At 62.5% G+C, this 16976-nt stretch carries 20 protein-coding genes; 14 read left to right on the plus strand and 6 right to left on the minus strand.

Going from position 1 to position 16976, the window contains the following annotated elements; all coding sequences use genetic code 11:
- The first annotated feature begins 14 nt into the window (after nt 1-14).
- Nucleotides 15-818, plus strand: a complete 804-nt coding sequence (locus tag RLEG4DRAFT_RS15460) for a polysaccharide deacetylase family protein (RefSeq protein WP_003578047.1) — start codon at nt 15-17, stop codon at nt 816-818.
- A gap of 230 nt (nt 819-1048) precedes the next feature.
- Here the strand turns inward: RLEG4DRAFT_RS15460 and RLEG4DRAFT_RS15465 are convergent, their stop codons facing one another.
- From RLEG4DRAFT_RS15465 to RLEG4DRAFT_RS15475, 3 genes are all read right to left on the minus strand, one after another.
- Nucleotides 1049-2341 (minus strand): NAD(P)/FAD-dependent oxidoreductase, encoded by a 1293-nt coding sequence (locus tag RLEG4DRAFT_RS15465; RefSeq protein ID WP_003578048.1) that lies wholly within the window; start codon nt 2339-2341, stop codon nt 1049-1051.
- Between the two features lie 18 nt (nt 2342-2359).
- Entirely contained in the window at nt 2360-3526 is a 1167-nt protein-coding gene (locus tag RLEG4DRAFT_RS15470; protein ID WP_037093753.1) for an AI-2E family transporter, read from the minus strand.
- Between the two features lie 177 nt (nt 3527-3703).
- On the minus strand, nt 3704-4669 hold the full coding sequence (locus RLEG4DRAFT_RS15475) for a VOC family protein (RefSeq protein ID WP_171898212.1): 966 nt from the start codon (nt 4667-4669) through the stop codon (nt 3704-3706).
- Nucleotides 4670-4856: 187 nt separating this feature from the next.
- Here RLEG4DRAFT_RS15475 and RLEG4DRAFT_RS15480 point away from each other — a divergent pair, with 187 nt between their 5' ends.
- The 4 genes from RLEG4DRAFT_RS15480 (at nt 4857) to RLEG4DRAFT_RS15495 (ending at nt 7521) form a co-directional block, all read left to right on the plus strand.
- On the plus strand, nt 4857-5276 hold the full coding sequence (locus RLEG4DRAFT_RS15480) for a universal stress protein (RefSeq protein WP_003578052.1): 420 nt from the start codon (nt 4857-4859) through the stop codon (nt 5274-5276).
- A gap of 127 nt (nt 5277-5403) precedes the next feature.
- Nucleotides 5404-6072: a PAQR family membrane homeostasis protein TrhA gene (gene trhA, locus RLEG4DRAFT_RS15485; protein WP_003578054.1), complete on the plus strand. Its 669-nt coding sequence runs from the start codon at nt 5404-5406 to the stop codon at nt 6070-6072.
- A 99-nt stretch (nt 6073-6171) separates the two neighbouring features.
- The gene (locus tag RLEG4DRAFT_RS15490) at nt 6172-6717 is read left to right on the plus strand and encodes a GNAT family N-acetyltransferase (protein ID WP_003578056.1); all 546 of its coding nucleotides are present in this window, start codon (nt 6172-6174) and stop codon (nt 6715-6717) included.
- A gap of 102 nt (nt 6718-6819) precedes the next feature.
- Entirely contained in the window at nt 6820-7521 is a 702-nt protein-coding gene (locus RLEG4DRAFT_RS15495; RefSeq protein WP_003578058.1) for a pentapeptide repeat-containing protein, read from the plus strand.
- A gap of 226 nt (nt 7522-7747) precedes the next feature.
- Here the strand turns inward: RLEG4DRAFT_RS15495 and RLEG4DRAFT_RS15500 are convergent, their stop codons facing one another.
- Both RLEG4DRAFT_RS15500 and msrB read right to left on the minus strand, forming a co-directional pair.
- The gene (locus tag RLEG4DRAFT_RS15500; protein WP_003578059.1) at nt 7748-8278 is read right to left on the minus strand and encodes a GNAT family N-acetyltransferase; all 531 of its coding nucleotides are present in this window, start codon (nt 8276-8278) and stop codon (nt 7748-7750) included.
- A gap of 52 nt (nt 8279-8330) precedes the next feature.
- Nucleotides 8331-8744 carry a peptide-methionine (R)-S-oxide reductase MsrB gene (gene msrB / locus RLEG4DRAFT_RS15505; protein WP_003578061.1) on the minus strand — a complete coding sequence of 138 codons (414 nt, stop codon included), beginning with the start codon at nt 8742-8744 and terminating at the stop codon, nt 8331-8333.
- Between the two features lie 189 nt (nt 8745-8933).
- Here msrB and RLEG4DRAFT_RS15510 point away from each other — a divergent pair, with 189 nt between their 5' ends.
- The 9 genes from RLEG4DRAFT_RS15510 to RLEG4DRAFT_RS15550 all read left to right on the plus strand — a co-directional run bounded on the left by RLEG4DRAFT_RS15510 (nt 8934) and on the right by RLEG4DRAFT_RS15550 (nt 16285).
- Nucleotides 8934-9149, plus strand: coding sequence for a hypothetical protein (locus tag RLEG4DRAFT_RS15510; RefSeq protein WP_003578063.1), 216 nt, complete (start codon nt 8934-8936; stop codon nt 9147-9149).
- Nucleotides 9150-9299: 150 nt separating this feature from the next.
- Entirely contained in the window at nt 9300-11663 is a 2364-nt protein-coding gene (locus tag RLEG4DRAFT_RS15515) for a putative monovalent cation/H+ antiporter subunit A (protein ID WP_003578064.1), read from the plus strand.
- A complete protein-coding gene (locus RLEG4DRAFT_RS15520) occupies nt 11663-12082 on the plus strand; it encodes a Na+/H+ antiporter subunit B (protein ID WP_003578065.1) in 420 nt (139 codons plus the stop codon). Before RLEG4DRAFT_RS15515 ends, RLEG4DRAFT_RS15520 begins: the two co-directional genes overlap by 1 nt.
- Nucleotides 12082-12459, plus strand: coding sequence for a Na+/H+ antiporter subunit C (locus RLEG4DRAFT_RS15525; protein ID WP_003578066.1), 378 nt, complete (start codon nt 12082-12084; stop codon nt 12457-12459). The genes RLEG4DRAFT_RS15520 and RLEG4DRAFT_RS15525 overlap by 1 nt, the downstream gene beginning before the upstream one ends.
- Before the next feature lie 240 nt (nt 12460-12699).
- Entirely contained in the window at nt 12700-14247 is a 1548-nt protein-coding gene (locus tag RLEG4DRAFT_RS15530) for a Na+/H+ antiporter subunit D (RefSeq protein WP_003578067.1), read from the plus strand.
- The gene (locus RLEG4DRAFT_RS15535) at nt 14244-14717 is read left to right on the plus strand and encodes a Na+/H+ antiporter subunit E (protein WP_003578068.1); all 474 of its coding nucleotides are present in this window, start codon (nt 14244-14246) and stop codon (nt 14715-14717) included. The genes RLEG4DRAFT_RS15530 and RLEG4DRAFT_RS15535 overlap by 4 nt, the downstream gene beginning before the upstream one ends.
- Nucleotides 14714-15085: a cation:proton antiporter gene (locus RLEG4DRAFT_RS15540; protein WP_003578069.1), complete on the plus strand. Its 372-nt coding sequence runs from the start codon at nt 14714-14716 to the stop codon at nt 15083-15085. Before RLEG4DRAFT_RS15535 ends, RLEG4DRAFT_RS15540 begins: the two co-directional genes overlap by 4 nt.
- Nucleotides 15082-15414 (plus strand): monovalent cation/H(+) antiporter subunit G, encoded by a 333-nt coding sequence (gene mnhG / locus RLEG4DRAFT_RS15545; protein ID WP_003578070.1) that lies wholly within the window; start codon nt 15082-15084, stop codon nt 15412-15414. Before RLEG4DRAFT_RS15540 ends, mnhG begins: the two co-directional genes overlap by 4 nt.
- A gap of 439 nt (nt 15415-15853) precedes the next feature.
- Entirely contained in the window at nt 15854-16285 is a 432-nt protein-coding gene (locus tag RLEG4DRAFT_RS15550) for a MucR family transcriptional regulator (protein WP_003569414.1), read from the plus strand.
- A gap of 209 nt (nt 16286-16494) precedes the next feature.
- On the opposite strand, the gene RLEG4DRAFT_RS15555 is transcribed toward RLEG4DRAFT_RS15550, so the two are convergent.
- Nucleotides 16495-16917, minus strand: coding sequence for a SufE family protein (locus RLEG4DRAFT_RS15555; RefSeq protein WP_003578071.1), 423 nt, complete (start codon nt 16915-16917; stop codon nt 16495-16497).
- Between the last annotated feature and the right edge of the window lie 59 nt (nt 16918-16976).

Below are 16976 nucleotides of genomic sequence, written 5' to 3' on the forward strand. Positions count from 1 at the left end.
GTAGAAGCCTTGATATGAACCGCATTCTTTTCGCTTCGGCCTTCCTCCTGGCCGCGATATCAGCTGCATCGGCGGACGAATTACTGTCAGCGGCGCCGATCTCGGCGGCAACGGCTCCCACCACAGGCGCTCCGGCGCCGAAGGTAAAGCTCGTCGAGCCGCATCTGCATATCGCCCGTTCCAATATTGCCGGCCATGCCCGCATTGCGCTCACCTTCGATGCCTGCATGGGCCAGGCGGACGAGCGCATCCTTTCGACCCTGGTGCGAGAACGCATCCCGGCAACGATCTTCGTCACGGCCCGCTGGCTGAAGCGCAATCCCGCCGCCCTTGCCGTCTTCCTTGAGAATCCCGATCTCTTCGAACTCGAAAACCACGGCCAGAACCATATTCCGGCCGTCGATACGCCGACGCTGGTCTACGGCATCGCCTCGGCCGGCTCGCCGCAGGCGGTGAAACAGGAAGTGGAAGGCGGCGCTGCCGCCATGGTCGCATCCGGCATTCCGGCGCCGCACTGGTTCCGTGGTTCCACCGCCAAATATGATCTTTCCGCCATCGGCGAAATCCGCGCCATGGGCTATCGCATCGCCGGTTATTCGGTCAACGGCGACGGCGGCTCGCTGCTCGGCGCCGTCATCACCGAAAAACGCATCGCCTCGGCCAAGGACGGCGACGTCGTCATCTCCCACATCAACCAGCCGACTCACGCGGCGGGTGAGGGGGTGGCGAAGGCGCTGGTCGATCTCAAGCTGAAGGGCACGCAATTTGTCCGCCTTGAGGATGTCGAGGATATGGGCGACGATCGGACGACGGAGTAGGGCGGCGGCTGAAGGTGTGCCGCGGGGCACCCCCTCTGCCCTGCCGGGCATCTCCCCCACAGGTGGGGAGATCACAAGTGGCCCGAACTTCGCACCCGTCTACCGTTCTGGCGGGCTGCAACGCTAGTTGTTTGGGGAAACCATCGCGCCCAGCCGATCTCCCTCCTTTTGGGGAGATGCCCGGCAGGGCAGAGGGGGTATCACACGGCACGACAGCCAATCCCAAGCCTTTACCGCAGTTCGCTCCCAGCCCGCACCCAATCCTCTCCAAACCGCCGCAGCCCCGGCCCATCCCTGTCGAGCGCGAAATCCTCGAACCAGTCGCGATGCATGCCGGCCAGCATGGCGCCGATCATCTGGGCGGCGAGATAGGAGAAGGTGATGCCGTTGCCGCCGTAACCGTAGGCTGCGAACACATGCTGCATCTCGGGCACCGGGCCGATAAGCGGCAGGCCGTCGGCCGTCTCGCCGAAGGTTCCGCACCAGGCGTGAGCGACGCGCGTATCCGCTTTCGGCCAAAGCCGCTTTATCTTCTCGCGAATTGCCATGATCTTGGCCGGCAGCTTGCGGTCGCGGGTTTCGGGATCGGCCGTGCCGTCATCCTCGCCGCCGGCGACGATGCGATTGTCCTCGGTCGTGCGCATGTAGAGATAGGGGTGGCTGTCCTCCCAGATCAGCGCCCTGTCGCGCCAGAAATTTGCCGGATCCTGGGGCAGGGTGGCGAGCGCCCAGCTCGAACTGGTGCGGTGCAGCTTCGGCATGTCGAGGCCCGGCATCGAATAGCCGGTGGCAAGCACGGCGTGCCGCGCTTCGATCACGTGCCCTTCGTCCGTCTCTGCGGTGACGCGATCGCCTTCGCTGTGAAGCGCAGTGACGGAAGCATTCACCAGCCGCGCACCGCGTCGGACGGCCATCTCGATCAGTGCCCAGGTCAAAAGCAGCGGATCGGCCTCCGCCGAACCTGGCGAATAAATCGCCCCATCCCGATCGAGCTCGAACTGGGTGAAGAGATCGGGATGTTCGAGATAGACGCCGGGCAGACCGGCCCGGCGGCGCAGCTGGCGCTCCTCCAGAAGATCGCGCGCGCCCTCTTGGTTGGCGGCGAGATAGAGCGTGTTGCGCGGCCGGAAGCCGCAGGCAATCCCGTGTGCGGCGATCAGCTTGGAAAGTCCGGCGACCGCGGCGCCGCTGCGGCGGTAGATGCCGGCGGCGCGTTCGAAGCCGTAATAATCCTCAAGTTCGGTCAGCGTGCTGTCGATTTCCCATTGCAGCATCGCGGTGCTCGCCGCGGTACTGCCGAAACCGGGTTGCTCCCGGTCGATGATAACAGCGGAAAAACCGCGCGCCGTCAGATGCTCGGCAACCAGTGCGCCGGTGATGCCGCCGCCGATCACGGCGATGTCGGTGGAAAAGCTCTGCTCGATCGGCCGCCATTCCGGCCGGATGCCGCTTTTCCCCCAGAGAGATCGACCGCTGACCATCTGGTCGTGATCGGATTCGGTAAGATCGAGATCAGATGCCACGCATATCTCCCCGGTTGATCATTTCGGCAATTGCGGCTGCGGCTTTTCCTCGATCAGCAATTCCTCGATGATCGTGATGACGATCAGCGACAGCGGCAAGGCCAGCATGGCGCCGACGGCACCCCACATCCATGTCCAGAACAGGATGGCGATGAAGACGACGAAAGGATTGATCTCAAGCCGACGTCCCATCACCGCCGGGAAGATCAGGTTTTCCATGACGAGGTGCACGGTAAAGAAGGCTGCCGCCGGCATCAGGCCGATCAGGAGGTCATCATGGGTGAGAATGCCGGCAATGGCGACGGCAAGCGTCATCAGCGTGATACCGAGATAGGGGATGAAGCTCGACAGGAAGGCGAAGAAGCCCCAGAGCACCGGCGCCGCCAGCCCGCCTGCATAGGCGATCACGGTCATGACGATGCCGAGCCCGACATAGATCAGCGAGGCTGTGGCGAAATAGAAGCCCAGCACCTGCTCGACGGCATTGATGACGCGGATCGCCGCCAGGCGCTGCGTGCGGGTGCGGAAGGTCATGATAACAGTCTTGCGCAGGTTGACGCGGCTGGCGAGGAAGAGCAGCAGCGCCGCAAAGAAGATCATCCCCTGCACCAGTGCCGGCGTCAGGCTGGTGGTCACCACATGCAGCACATTGCCGGTATTTTCGAGCAGCGCTCCGATCGACATCGGGCCGCTTTCGAAGGTCGCCGGCGTGATATGCAGCCATTCGATGCGCTCGAGATAGGGCATGATGCGGTTGATGGTCCGCTCGGCAAAAGCCGGTCCCTCATTGGCAAGGGTCATCAGCGGGCCGGCGAGCGAGTTGATCACCAGGAAGATCACCAGTGCCACGCTGCTCGACAGCATGACGGCGTTGGCAAGCCGCGGCACGCCCATCTTGCTGAGTTTCTCGGCCGCCATGCCGAGGATCATGCCGACGACGACGGCAAGGGTGATCGGGATCAGGATCAGTGACATCAGGTAGACGGCGGCAAGTCCCAGAATGCCGAAGATGCCGATAATCGCCCAGGCCATGCTGATATCCAGCCCGTCCTTCTCAAGCCGGTGCAGCGGCGCTTGCGGCAGCTCCTCGGCGGCCTCCTTCAGCGTCTGCGCCCAGGCGCTGGTGCGGCGTTCGCCGATTGCAATCTTATTGGCCTGTTTGCGGATACCATTGGCGATGCCCATGCGGTGAGGTCCCCGAAGCCCCATTGCTTCGTCACGGAAACGCGCCGCCGTGGTTCCGGTTCCCTTGTGGGGAAGGGCCATTCAGCAAGCCGCCTGCCGTACCTCTTCATCCGCATGATTTTGCCCGCGGAGCGCGCATTTTTCGGCCGTTGCGGGGCTGGATCCGCACCGGGGAAATTACGCCGAAAGCGTCAGCCCGATCCCCCACGGATCCCTGAGGAAAGTGCCGCCATCGCGCTTCTCGCTCTTGATCTCCAGCGCATCGAGGTTGGAGATCGCCGCATCCAGCGTCGCCTTGTCGTTGAACCGGACCTTGTAGTCCGAAAGTCCGGTCATATTGTCGGCGCGTGCCGCAGCACCCTTGCTGTTCCAGATATTGGCGGCGAGATGGTGATGATAGCCGCCGGTCGCAAAGAAACTTGCGCCGGGATAGCGCGCCATCAGCTTCAGGCCGAGCACGTCGCGGTAGAAGGCATCGGCCTGCGGGATGTCGCCGACCTGCAGATGCAGGTGGCCGATCGCCGTTCCCGCAGCCATGCCGCCCCAGCGCTCGTCCGCCGCGCTGTCATAGAGCGCCTGCAGGTCGAGGCGCAGCGTCGCCATCTCCACCATGCCGTCCTGGTGGAATTTCCATTGTTCGTGCGGCCGGTCGGCATAGATTTCGATGCCGTTGCCTTCCGGGTCGGACAGATAGATCGCCTCGCTGACGAGATGGTCCGAGGCGCCGTCGAGCACGACATTGTTCTGTGCCGCATGGCGCAGCCAGCGCGCCAGTTCGGCCCGATCCGGCATCAGGAAGGCAGTGTGGAAAAGGCCGGCGGCATTGCGTGGCGCGATCGCGGCATCTTTGGCCGTCGTCAGCGTCAGCAGCGGCAGATCGCCGACACCCAGCACTTGCCCGCTTGCCGTCTTCTCGATGACCTTCAGGCCGAGCATCGACTGATAGAAGCCGGACACGAGAGCAAGGTCGCTGACGACGAGATGTGACTGGTCGATATAGGCGGGCCGCGTCAGCGCAGAGGAAGTTTCGGTTGTCATGGATTGTTCTCCTGCCTTTGATCTGGCCTGTAGAATGGAAGGCGTACCGGCGGTGGCGGCAAAAATGCCGCCTGTGGCAAGGCCGAGGAAGTTTCGCCGGTTCATTCGCCTCTGTCTCCTCGGCTGCCGTACTTGATGCCTATATGGCGGATTGCCATTGTTCACAGAAGACCCGTTTTTGAGGATGAACTGTTGAACAGGTGTTGACGATGACTTGCGCCCACTTGATCCCGGTCAAAGCGCCCATATCTTCTTTAGAGGATACTTATACATCTCATTCATGGAGGGAGCCATGTACAGGAAGATCATCGTCGCCATCGCGCTCGGCGGCATCGAAAAGGGAGAGCAGATTCTCCGCAAGGCCGCGTCCTTGCTCGACGCAGGCGGTGAGATCGTCGCGCTCAACGTCATCGAGGATGTGCCGACCTATGTCGCGATCGAACTGCCGCCCAATATGGTCGAGGACGCCATGCGGGACAGCCGCGATAAGCTCAACGCGCTGATCGCGACGACCGGTATTGCGGCAACCGTCGAGATCCGCAACGGCCCGCCCGCCAAAGCGATCATCTCGACTGCCGAAAGCCACAGAGCCGATCTGATCATCGTCGCTTCGCATGTTCCGGATTTTTCCAACTACTTCATCGGCGCCACCGCCGACCGGGTCGTGCGCCACGCCAAATGCTCGGTGCTCGTCGATCGGCAGAAGATTTGATTTGCTGGGCCGCCTCGGCGCCGAACAGCCTGTCACGAAGATTTACCGCCGGTGCGCTTTGCCGCAGTTGCGTGCCCCTCGGTTCGATGCGACGATTGTTATCGGGGTCTGAAACGGATTGGCGTGCATGGCCGAGTTCAACGGCATTCGCTGGGCTTACGACAAATATGAACTGATCGCCGACGGCATCGTCCATGGCGTCGGTCTCGTGCTGGCGCTGATCGGGGCTACGGTGCTGATCTTCTACGCCACGCTCTGGAGCTCCGATGGCGCGCTCGCCGCCGCGTGGGTCTATGGCGTCGGGCTGGTGCTGACGCTTGCCATTTCCTTTTCCTACAACGCCTGGCCGGTCTCGCGCACCAAATGGTATCTGCGCCGCTTCGATCACTCGGCGATCTTCCTGTTGATCGCCGCCACCTACACGCCCTTCCTCGAACGCGGCGCCGACGATCCGCTGCTCTTGTTCATGCTGGTGGCGATCTGGCTGTTTGCCGCTGCCGGCATTGTTCTGAAATGCGTCTTTCCCGGCCGTTACGATCGTCTTGCCATCCTGCTTTACCTCGCCATGGGCTGGAGCGGCGTGTTGGTGGCCGAACCTGTCGCCGCGCGTATTCCCACCGCCTCGATGCTGCTGATCGTCATCGGCGGGGTCATCTATTCGCTCGGCGTCATCTTCCATGTCTGGGAAAAGCTACGCTTCCAGAACGCCATCTGGCACGGTTTCGTCGTCACCGCCGCGGCCGTGCATTATTCGGCCGTCTTCGCCTGTTTCAGCCTATCGGCGCAGGGCGTCTGACAAGGCTGTTCCCGAAGCCGCCGGTGGGGCGGGTCCGCCGTTTACATCTTCGGGAGCGGGGCGTATGCCATCCCGGCAGTCAACTCGAACCGGGCAATCATGACAGACGCCGTTCTCCTCCGCGACGCCACCGAGGCCGATCTTCCCGCCATCCGTGATATCTACAATCACGCCGTCGAGCACACGACGGCGATCTGGAACGACACGCTGGTCGATCTCGAAAACCGGCGGGAATGGCTGAAGGCGCGCAAGGCCCGCGGCTTTCCGGTCATCGTCGCCGAAACCGCGGGCAAGATCGCCGGCTACGCCTCCTATGGCGATTGGCGCGCCTTTGACGGTTACCGCCACACCGTCGAGCATTCCGTCTATGTCGACAAGGATTGCCGCGGCGCCGGCATCGGCGAGCGGCTGATGCGCGAACTGATCGCCCGTGCAACGGCCGGCAATATCCATGTGATGATCGCCGGCATCGAGGCCGAGAACACCGCCTCGGTCCGGCTGCATGAAAAGCTCGGTTTCCACATCGCCGGCAAATTTTCCGAGGTCGGCACCAAATTTGGCCGCTGGCTTGATCTCACCTGCATGGAGCTTCGCCTGCCTACAGTTGATCCGGCAGCTCCGGCTAGCCCCGGCAAGCCATTGTGAACGGCGCTCGCCATCTTTTTATTGTAGTCTGAGCTGTGTAAAAGTGGGGGCAGCCTGCTTCGCGAGAGGCAGCCTCAGAATGTTATGGAGGTGAACAGTTCAATGGCAATGCACGGATTGTCGCTCGGTCTCCTTGCCCTCGTCCTACTGGCATTTCCGCCGGTTGCCGCCCGGGCCGCCGATTGCGGCAGCCTGGCCTCACCGAAGCTCGACTGGCAGGAATGCACCAAGAAGAACCTGATGCTGCAGGGCAGTGATCTCGAAGGCGCCAACCTCGTCGGCACCGATTTCTCGCTGACCGATCTCGCCGGCGCCAACTTCAAATCCGCCAATCTTGAAAAGGCGACGCTGGTGCGCGCCTCGCTCGAGGGCGCCCACGCCGAAGGCGCCAGCTTCGCCAAGATCGAGGCCTATCGCGCCAGCTTCGCCAATATTGCCGCCGAAGGCGCTTCCTTTGCCGGCGCCGAACTGCAGCGGGCCAATTTCGCCGGCGCCAAGCTTGCCGGCGTGAGCTTCGAAAAAGCCGAACTCGGCCGCGCCGATTTCGATAAGGCGGTGCTGACGGGCACGAAATTCTCTTTCGCCAATCTCTCCCGTGCCGATCTCTCCGGCGCAAGCATCAAAGGCCCGGCGATGTTCGAGCGCGCCTTCATGTTCCTGACCCGCATCGAAGGCCTCGACCTCTCGGCCGCATCCGGCCTCGAACAGGCCCAGATCGACCTCGCCTGCGGCGACACCTCGACCAAACTGCCGGCCGGCCTCTCGGCGCCGACGAGCTGGCCATGCCCTGTGGAGCATGAGTGATCCGCTAGCTTCGCAGCCGTATCGTCGAGTCGAGCTGGTGTCTTTCGTGCGACGATTGCCCCTCACCCTAACCCTCTCCCCGTTCTAACGGGGAGAGGGGACGTGCCCTGCGAAAGCTCAGCAGGGAACGGCGAGGTTGCCACTTGTCCCCTTCGCCCCGTTTACGGGGAGAAGGTGGCGGCAGCCGGATGAGGGGCGGTCTCGCCGACCTCCCGTATGAATTTCCCTACGCTTTCTCCGAGATATAGAGGTGGAATTCCACCTTGCCGCCATCGGAGCCCGTGGCTTTGAAGAATGTTTCTCGCCGCCGGTGCACCCGCTCCGCAACCCGTTGCGAGCGCATGTTATCCGATCTGACGATGGAGACGATGCGCGCCAGACCGAGCGTATCGAGCGCGTGATCCCGGCAGGCGATGGCCGCCTCGAGCGCATAGCCCTTGCCCCAATGGTCGCGCCACAGGTGGTAGCCGATCTCCGGTTCCAGCCCTGCGGAGGTCTCCTGCAATGTGATGCCGCAATCACCCAGCAAGGCGCCGCTCTGCCGGTGGGTCACTGCAAAGAGACCGAAACCGTGACTGCTATAATTGTCGAAGGCGAGCCGTTGAAACCAGCGCGCGGTTTCGTCAAAACTCTTGATGGCGGGATAATACCGCATGCATTCCGCATCGCCGAAAATGCGGTGAAGGAACGGGAGATCGGCAGGCGTGATCTCCCGTAGCGTCAGCCGGTCGGTATGGAGGATGATATCGCGCGCCATTGGCCTCTCCTGCCTGCGGGAACAGCCACTTGCCGACTCCAGCGCCGAACGTCTATTCCCCCGGCTCAAACACCATGGAATGGCCGTTGATGCAGTAGCGCAGGCCGGTCGGCGGCGGGCCGTCGGGGAAGACGTGGCCGAGATGGGCTTCGCAGCTGCCGCAGCGGATTTCGGTGCGCACCATGCCAAAGGCGGTGTCGCGATGCTCGGTCACCGCATCGGGCGAGACGGCTTCGAAATAGCTCGGCCAGCCGCAGCCCGCATCGAATTTCGTGTCGGAGCGGAAAAGCGGGGCATTGCAGCCGACACAGCGGTAAAGCCCGGTCTCGAAGGAATCCCAGTAGGGGCCGGTGAAGGCGCGTTCGGTGCCGTGCTGGCGGGTGATGCGGTATTGCTCGGGGGTGAGCTGCTCTTTCCATTCGGCATCGGTCTTATGGATCTTGGCGGTGGTTGCAGTGTCGGACATGCCATGCTCCTTTCGCCGAGGGGCGGTTCCGTTTCGCGAGAAAATGTGGTGCGCCGTCTCCGATTCATCAAGTCTTGAGCACCATCCTGCCCAATTCGCCATGTACCGCTTTTGGAGGAGGACGCTTGCTCTTACATCCGTTAAGGGTTTTCTGTTAGGGTTAATGATACGTGCATTGGGGAATCACTGGTGTTTGAAGCAGCAATCGTCCTGCTCTACGGCCTCGTCGCCCTGGCGGCCATAACGGTCACGCTGTTGGAAGGCTGGGCCAACCATGACGGCTTGACGCTCCATCGTCTCGCCGGGCTTTTCGCCTGTCTGCTCTGGCCGCTGACGCTTCTGGTCTTCATCCTGCACGGCTGCGTCGCCCGGTTGCTGACGCGTCTTTCCCGGTCGACAGCCTGACGTCGGCCCGATCTGCCGCCTGATCCATCCGGCCATCGCGCACCTTTCGTCTTCCGATCGAAATCGCTTGAGACGCTCTCCTGTTTCGCCTAAGTCAGAGGGCAGCCGGTTTTCTCCGGCTTTCGTCTGTTTGCCGGTAGAGGAGGAGACATGGCCGATGTCACGGCTCTGACATTTCTGGCCCTGTGTCTGCCGCTTGCCGGCGCTCTTGCCGCTCCCTTCGTCATCCGGATCTTCGGCGCCAACGGCGCCTGGCTGCTGGCGATCGCTCCCCTGCTCGCCTTTCTGCATTTCCTGCGTTTCGTACCCGCGATCGCGCGCGGCGAGGTTGTCGCCGGCGGTTATGCCTGGGTACCAAGCTACAATCTCTCCTTCTCCTGGTTCCTCGACGGCCTGTCGCTGGCTTTCGCACTGCTGATCACCGGCATCGGCACCCTGATCGTGCTGTATGCCGGCGGCTACCTCAAGGGACACAAGGACCAGGGCCGCTTCTTCTCCTTCATCTTCCTGTTCATGGGGGCGATGCTCGGCGTCGTCGTTTCCGACAGTTTCCTGATGCTCTTCGTCTTCTGGGAGCTGACATCGATCACCTCCTTCCTGCTGATCGGCTTCGATCACGAGCGTGCCGCGGCGCGCCGCGCCGCCCTGCAGGCCTTGGTTGTCACCGGTGGGGGAGGGCTCTGCCTGCTGGCCGGCCTGCTGCTGCTCTGGAATATATCGGGCGTCACTGAGATGTCTGAGCTGATGAGATTTGGCGATGCCGTGCGCGGAAGCCCGTTCTATCTTGCTGCCCTCATCTTGGTTCTTGCCGGCGCCTTCACCAAATCGGCGCAGTTCCCCTTTCATTTCTGGTTGCCGAACGCTATGGAGGCGCCGACCCCGGTGTCGGCCTACCTGCATTCGGCCACCATGGTGAAGGCCGGCGTCTATCTGCTGATGCGGCTCAATCCCGTCATGGGGGCAACGCCTGCCTGGGAAATCCTTCTGCCCTTTTTCGGCGGGTTGACGCTGGTGGTCGGCACCACGCTCGCCATCCGCCAGACGGACCTGAAGCTCAAGCTCGCCTATACCACCGTCTCCTCGCTCGGCCTGCTCGTCATGCTGATCGGCTTCGGCTCGGAACATGCGGTGGAGGCGGCCGCGATCTATCTGGTGGCCCATAGTCTTTTCAAGGGCGCGCTGTTCATGGTCGCCGGCATCATCGATCATGAGACCGGCACGCGCGATATCACCAGGCTCGCCGGCCTGGGGCGGGCGATGCCGCTGACATGGGTCATCGCACTGGCGGCGGCCCTCTCCATGGCCGGCTTGCCGCCCTTCTTCGGCTTCCTCGCCAAGGAAGAGATCTATACGGCGCTTACCGGCGGCGATGTCCGCGCGCTTACCTTCACCGCCATCACCGTCTTCGGCAATGCGCTGATGTTTGCCGTCGCCTTCGCCGTGGCGCTGAAACCCTTTCTCGGCCGGCCGGTGGAGACGCCGATACATCCGCACGAAGCGCCCGTCCTGCTCTGGCTCGGCCCGGCTGTTCTTGCCGCCCTCGGCCTGCTTGCCGCGATCTTTTCGAGCTTCACGCACGCTGTCCTGTCGTCGCCGATATCAGCCGCCATCCGCCAGACCCCTGCTGACATCGACATTTCGCTGGCGCTGCATCCAGGTGTGCCCTTGGCGCTCTCTGTCCTGACGGTGCTGCTCGGCATCGGCATCTATTGGCAGCTCGCCCGCGTCCGCGCGGCGATGGCCATCTTCCTCATCGCGGCCGGGCGCGGGCCGGACCATGGCTTCGACCTCGCCATATCGGGCCTTGTTCGCTTCGCCGGCAGGCTCATGCGTATCCTCCAGCCGGGGCGGCTGCAGATCTATATCGCCTGCACCTTCCTGTCGGTCGCCGCCATCCTCATCATTCCCCCCGTCGTCTATGGTGAACTGCCGCACCTTCCCGCCTGGCCCGCCGACGTCAGGCTCTACGAATGGGCGGTTTTGCTGATCGCCGCCGTCGGCCTTGCCGCCGTGCTCGTCGCCCGCGACCGGCTGACGGCGATCGTCTCGCTCGGCATTCAGGGTTTTGCCGTCGCCATCATCTTCCTGCTGTTCGGGGCGCCGGACCTCGCCTTCACCCAGTTCATGGTCGAAACCCTGTCGGTGGTCATTCTCGCCCTGGTTATCACCAGGCTCCGGCTCTCGCCGGACGACCGGCGCCCGCTCGGGCGCAGCCTGTTCGACGCGGCGCTGGCGCTTGTCTGCGGCCTCGGCTTCACGCTTCTGCTGCTGCGGGCGACGCAGGCGCCGTTCAACGATGCGCTGACGGTGTTCTTCAACGCCTATTCGAAATCGATCGCCCATGGCGCCAATGTCGTCAACGTCATCATCGTCGATTTCCGCGGCACCGACACGCTCGGCGAAATCGCCGTCGTCGCGGTCACCGGCCTTGCCATCCTGGCGCTGATCCGCATCCGCGCCGGCAGCGAGCGCAAGCTTGCCGCCAATGATCCGGCGCTGGAGACGGAGGTCTGATGAACACCCTGATCTTCCGCACCGTCGCTCCGTTCCTCACCGCGCTGATGCTGCTTTTTTCCGTCTTCGTGCTGTTGCGCGGCCACAACGAGCCGGGCGGCGGCTTCATCGGCGGGCTGATTGCCGCTTCAGGACTGGCGATCTACGGTATTGCCCGCGGCGTTGCCGCCGTTCGCCGCGCGCTATTTTTCCATCCGCTGTCGATCGCCGGCTTCGGCCTGCTGCTGTCGACGCTGGCAGGGCTTCTCTCCATCCTTTTTGCCGTTCCCTTCATGACCGGTCTCTGGATCTATCCGGATCTCTTCGGTCTCGAAGTGCCGCTGTCGAGCGTGTTGCTCTTCGACGTCGGCGTCTATCTCGTCGTGCTCGGCGCCATCACCTCGATCGCGCTGGCATTGGAAGAAAAGGAGATGGAATGATGGAGCCGCTTCTGGCGATCCTCGTCGGCCTGTTCTTCGCTGCCGCCATCTATCTGATGCTGTCGAAATTCACGATCCGCATCATGCTCGGCATCGCCATCCTCGGCAATTCAGTCAACCTGCTGCTCTTCACATCAGGCCGGCTGACGCGCGAGGTGCCGCCGATCATCCCCGCCAATCTGGAGAGCTTGCCCGCCGGCGCGGCGAACCCGCTGCCGCAGGCCCTGATCCTGACGGCGATCGTCATCTCCTTCTCCTTCCTCGCCTTTCTGCTGGTGCTGACTTACCGCGCCTACCAGGATCTCGGCACCGACGACACCAGCGAAATGCGCGCCGCCGAACCCGACGACCGGCCGCTGCCGCCATTGGGGTATTGATAATGGACGTGGAAGTATTGGCTGAAGTTTGGCCGGCGGCCTCCCTCTTCTCCCCAGCGGGGAGAAGGTGGCCCGAAGGGTCGGATGAGGGGGGCGGCACGGCACGCGCTGTCCTTCGCTCGCGCTGCGGACGCTCGTCGCAATGGCTCCTCGCCCCCCTCATCCGCCCTGACGGGCACCTTCTCCCCGGTGGGGAGAAGAGGGGGCAAACCTTGCCGACCGGAAAAGAAGTCTGATCGCATGGCCGCCCCAACCATCGATCTCTCCGCCGCCCTGATCGCCGCCCCGGTGCCGATCGGCCATTGGCTCGCCATCCTGCCGGTCGCCCATTGCATCACGCTGGGCGCCGTCCTGCTGATGCTGCGCGCTTACCCCCGCCTGCAGGCCTGGCTGGCCATATCGAGCCTTGCGGTTCTGGCGCTGATCGATGCGGCGCTGCTTGCCAAGGTCGTGGCCGAAGGGCCGCTCACCATGGTCATGGGCCGCTGGCTGCCGCCCTTCGGCATCGCCTTCACCGTCGACCTTTTCGGGGCGCTGATGGCGTTCACATCAGCCCTTGTGGCGCTCGCCGCCGGCATCTATGCGCTCGCCGATATCGGCGAAAGCGGCCGGCGGTACGGGTTCTTCCCGCTGCTCCTGCTGTTGATGGCCGGTGTCAGCGGCGCCTTTCTCACCGGCGATGTCTTCAATCTCTATGTCTGGTTCGAGGTGCTGCTGATTTCCTCTTTCGGGCTGATCATCCTCGGCTCAGAACGTCAGCAGATCGACGGGGCGCTGAAATATGCGGTGCTGAACCTCATCGCCACGACGCTGTTCCTGATCGGCGTCGGCATCCTCTATGCCGTCTTCGGCACCCTCAACATGGCCGATATCGCGGCAAGGGCGAGGGATCTGCGCGCCACGGCGCCGCTGATGACGCTGGCAAGCCTCTTCCTGCTCGCCTTCGCCATGAAGGCGGCAGCCTTCCCGGTCAATTTCTGGCTGCCCGCCTCCTATCATACGCCACGCATCGTCGTCTCGGCGCTATTTGCCGGCCTGCTCACCAAGGTCGGCATCTACGCGCTGATCCGGGTGGTGGTCATGCTGCTGCCGGTCGAACGCGCCGAACTCAGCCCGGTAATCGCGCTTGCCGCCGCCGCGACCATCCTCGTCGGCGCGCTCGGCGCGCTTGCCGAAAACGATATCCGCAGGCTGTTCGGCTATGTCGTCATATCGGGCATCGGCAATATGCTGGCCGGCGTCGCACTTGGCGGCACCGGCGGTGGCATCAGCGGCGCGGTCTTCTATGCGCTCCATTCCATGGTGCTGATGACGGCGCTTTATCTCACAGCCGGCGAAATCGGCCGGCGCGGCGGCGGCTTTTTATTGTCGGCGCTCGGCGGCCTCTATCGCCAAAGCGGCGGCTTCACCGCGCTCTCGCTCGTGCTCTTCCTGGCCGCCTGCGGCCTGCCGCCCTTTTCCGGCTTCTGGCCGAAAGTCATTCTCGTCAAGGCCTCGCTCGATAGCGGCGCCTGGTGGCTGGCGGCCGTCATTCTCGCCGGCGGGTTTCTGACGACGATCGCCTTCGGACGCCTCTTTCTGCTCGCTTATTGGCGCCCGGCGCCGACAGCAGCGATGCCATCGGCAACCGTCTGGCGCACCGGCCTGCCGCTTGCCGCGCTGACGGCGCTGGTCGTCGGTTTCGGCATCCTGCCGGAACAGCTGCTGGCGCTGTCGCAATCGGCTGCCGCCGGTCTTGCCGATCCTGAGGCCTATCTTCATTCGGTTTTCCCCGGAGGCGCGCGGTGATCGCCTTTCTCTTCAACCTGCTGCTTGCCATTGCCTGGGTCACTGTTACCGGCAGCGCCTCGCTGCACAATCTCGTCTTCGGCTTCCTGCTAGGCGCCCTGGCGCTGTTCATCATCCGCGAACCCTTCGGCGGCAATGGATATCTGCGCCGCGCCGGCCTGATGCTCTCGCTCGCCGCGCTGTTCCTCAAGGAATTGACGCTGTCGGCCTGGAGGGTCACGCTCACCGTCCTCTCGCCCGATATGAAGCTGAAGCCCGGCATCTTCGCCTTCCCGCTGACGGTGACGAGCGATTTCGAGATCACTTTGCTCGCAAACCTCATCACCCTGACACCCGGCACACTTTCGGTCGATGTCGCCACCGATCGCCGCACGCTCTATGTCCACGCCCTCGATTGTTCCGATCCCGAGGCAAGTAAGCGTGACATCGCCAATGGTTTCGAACGCAAGATCATGGAGGCTTTCCGGTGATCACACCCGCCGCCATCGTCGCGGTCGCATCCTCGGCCGCCGCCATCATCCTCGGCCTGGCGCTGATTCTGACGGTCTGGCGCGTCGTTGTCGGCCCGACATTGCCGGATCGCATCCTCGCCCTCGATATGCTGACCGGCATCGCCATCGGTCTCATCGCCGTCATCGCGGTCAAGACCGGATTTTCGCTCTATATCGATATCGCCATTTCGCTCGGCCTCGTCGGCTTCCTGGCGACGGTCGCCTTCGCCCGATTCGTGCTGTCGCGCGGCAACATCAAATCGCCGGCCTCCGCATCTCCGGCAAAGGCCAACTCTTCGGCAAAGGCCAATGCAAAAAGGCCTCATGCGGGAGGGAAGAAGCGATGATCGATTATACCCTGGCTGCCATCGTCGCTGTGCTGCTGATCGCCGGTGCGTTCTTTGCTCTTTCGGCGGCGATCGGCCTGGTCAGGCTGCCCGATCTCTATACGCGCATGCACGCCGCCTCGAAGGTGGGCACTGTCGGCTCCGGCCTGCTGCTCCTAGCCGCCGGCCTCTATTCCCAGGACCTGGCGATTCTCGCCCGCGCCATTGCCGGCTTCGTCTTCCTGTTGCTGACGGCGCCGGTCTCCGCCCATCTGTTGGCCAGAGCTGCCCACCTTTGCGGATATGCGCTCGGCGTCGTCTCGGTCCGCGACGATATGCGCAAGCGCTGAGCCTTTGCTGTTTCGCTGCTTTACCAGATTTATGCAAAACTTATGCACAGGAAGCTGTGAGTAAAGCTTGCCCAAAGGCGCCTTAATTCTTCATCTGTCATTTTTTCTCAAGAAAAACGACAAATAATAATTGGCCTTTCGACCAAACGATGGTATTTGAAAATGCAAGTAGAGTTCTGATTGTGAATTACAATCGTACTGCTTCCAAGTCCCTCAGTTTTGATTTTTCATGTCTAAACTGGGGCCACCGCCTGGGGCATGACGTAGTGGTTTGCAGTCAGGCAGTATTAGAACAGGTCTCGCTCTTCGGAATCTAGGGGTGGATTTCGCGTTTTTCGAAACAGAAGGTCGCTACCGTGCTTTTGCTGTTCGCTTCTACGAGGCGGGTCTTTGACGTAACAGTCAAAGGCCGTTTGAGCATGCTAACAGGAGAAAAAATATGACGGAAATGGCGACCGGCAATGCGCCGGAGCTGCTTGTGGAACTGACAGCCGACATCGTCGCGGCCTATGTCAGCAACCATGTTGTCCCGGTCAGCGACCTGGCAAATCTGATTTCCGACGTGCATTCGGCACTGAGCAACACGTCCGTACCGCAGCCTGCTGCGGCCATCGTCGAAAAACAGAAGCCTGCAGTCTCTGTCCGCAAGTCCGTACAGGACGAGCAGATCACGTGTCTGGAATGCGGCGGCAACTTCAAGTCCCTCAAGCGTCACCTCATGACGCATCACAGCCTCTCGCCGGAAGAATACCGCGAGAAATGGGACCTGCCGACCGACTACCCGATGGTAGCGCCCGCCTATGCCGAAGCGCGTTCGCGCCTGGCAAAAGAGATGGGCCTGGGTCAGCGCCGCAAGCGCGGCCGCGGCTGAGCTTTTTCGAAAGCCACCAACGACAAAAGCCGGGTCTTGTGCCCGGCTTTTCTGTCTGCACTTGCGGCGGCGCCTCTGCTCGATGCTTTACCCGCAGCCTTAGAATGTATTCCTATACTATGAGCAAGTGTGAATATACTGATTCACTGAACAGCGCTTTCCGAATCGCTCGGCGCGGCATCGCTCAAAACCCCTAATCGCAAGCGCGCTCAGGCCGCGGCGCGGAGCTTTGCCTCTTCGCGAATCCTGTTGACCATCGATCGCAGTCCGTTCGAACGCTGCGACGACAGGTTCTCCACCAGGCCGATCTTCGAGAAGATTTCGAAGGCATCGAGCCCGGCGATCTCGGATGCCGTCTTGCCGGAATAGGTGGCAAGCACGATGGCGACGAGGCCGCGCACGATATGGGCGTCGGAATCACCCTCGAAACTCATGATCGGGTTGTCGGGATCGCCTGTCGTATGCGTCACCAGCCAGACCTGGCTCGCACAGCCCATCACCTTGTTTTCGGAGGTGCGCTTCTCCTCGGCCAGGTCGGGCAGCGCCTTGCCGAGTTCGATGACATAGCGATAGCGGTCTTCCCAATCGTCCAGGAAGGCGAAGTCGTCGATGATCTGGTCGAGGGATGCCATGGGAAAGCCTTTCAATCTTACCAGTGCATATAGGTGAAAGACCGGCGGATTTGAACCGT

Source organism: Rhizobium leguminosarum bv. trifolii WSM2297 (assembly GCF_000271845.1).

Coding starts and splice junctions, on each gene's coding strand:
- RLEG4DRAFT_RS15495 (WP_003578058.1), top strand. CDS start 6,820: ATGGCAATGCACGGATTGTCGCTCGGTCTCCTTGCCCTCGTCCTACTG.
- trhA (WP_003578054.1), top strand. CDS start 5,404: ATGGCCGAGTTCAACGGCATTCGCTGGGCTTACGACAAATATGAACTG.
- RLEG4DRAFT_RS15515 (WP_003578064.1), top strand. CDS start 9,300: ATGGCCGATGTCACGGCTCTGACATTTCTGGCCCTGTGTCTGCCGCTT.
- RLEG4DRAFT_RS15525 (WP_003578066.1), top strand. CDS start 12,082: ATGGAGCCGCTTCTGGCGATCCTCGTCGGCCTGTTCTTCGCTGCCGCC.
- RLEG4DRAFT_RS15470 (WP_037093753.1), bottom strand. CDS start 3,526: ATGGGCATCGCCAATGGTATCCGCAAACAGGCCAATAAGATTGCAATC.
- RLEG4DRAFT_RS15530 (WP_003578067.1), top strand. CDS start 12,700: ATGGCCGCCCCAACCATCGATCTCTCCGCCGCCCTGATCGCCGCCCCG.
- RLEG4DRAFT_RS15480 (WP_003578052.1), top strand. CDS start 4,857: ATGTACAGGAAGATCATCGTCGCCATCGCGCTCGGCGGCATCGAAAAG.
- RLEG4DRAFT_RS15555 (WP_003578071.1), bottom strand. CDS start 16,917: ATGGCATCCCTCGACCAGATCATCGACGACTTCGCCTTCCTGGACGAT.
- RLEG4DRAFT_RS15520 (WP_003578065.1), top strand. CDS start 11,663: ATGAACACCCTGATCTTCCGCACCGTCGCTCCGTTCCTCACCGCGCTG.
- RLEG4DRAFT_RS15460 (WP_003578047.1), top strand. CDS start 15: ATGAACCGCATTCTTTTCGCTTCGGCCTTCCTCCTGGCCGCGATATCA.
- RLEG4DRAFT_RS15550 (WP_003569414.1), top strand. CDS start 15,854: ATGACGGAAATGGCGACCGGCAATGCGCCGGAGCTGCTTGTGGAACTG.
- mnhG (WP_003578070.1), top strand. CDS start 15,082: ATGATCGATTATACCCTGGCTGCCATCGTCGCTGTGCTGCTGATCGCC.
- msrB (WP_003578061.1), bottom strand. CDS start 8,744: ATGTCCGACACTGCAACCACCGCCAAGATCCATAAGACCGATGCCGAA.
- RLEG4DRAFT_RS15500 (WP_003578059.1), bottom strand. CDS start 8,278: ATGGCGCGCGATATCATCCTCCATACCGACCGGCTGACGCTACGGGAG.
- RLEG4DRAFT_RS15490 (WP_003578056.1), top strand. CDS start 6,172: ATGACAGACGCCGTTCTCCTCCGCGACGCCACCGAGGCCGATCTTCCC.
- RLEG4DRAFT_RS15475 (WP_171898212.1), bottom strand. CDS start 4,669: ATGAACCGGCGAAACTTCCTCGGCCTTGCCACAGGCGGCATTTTTGCC.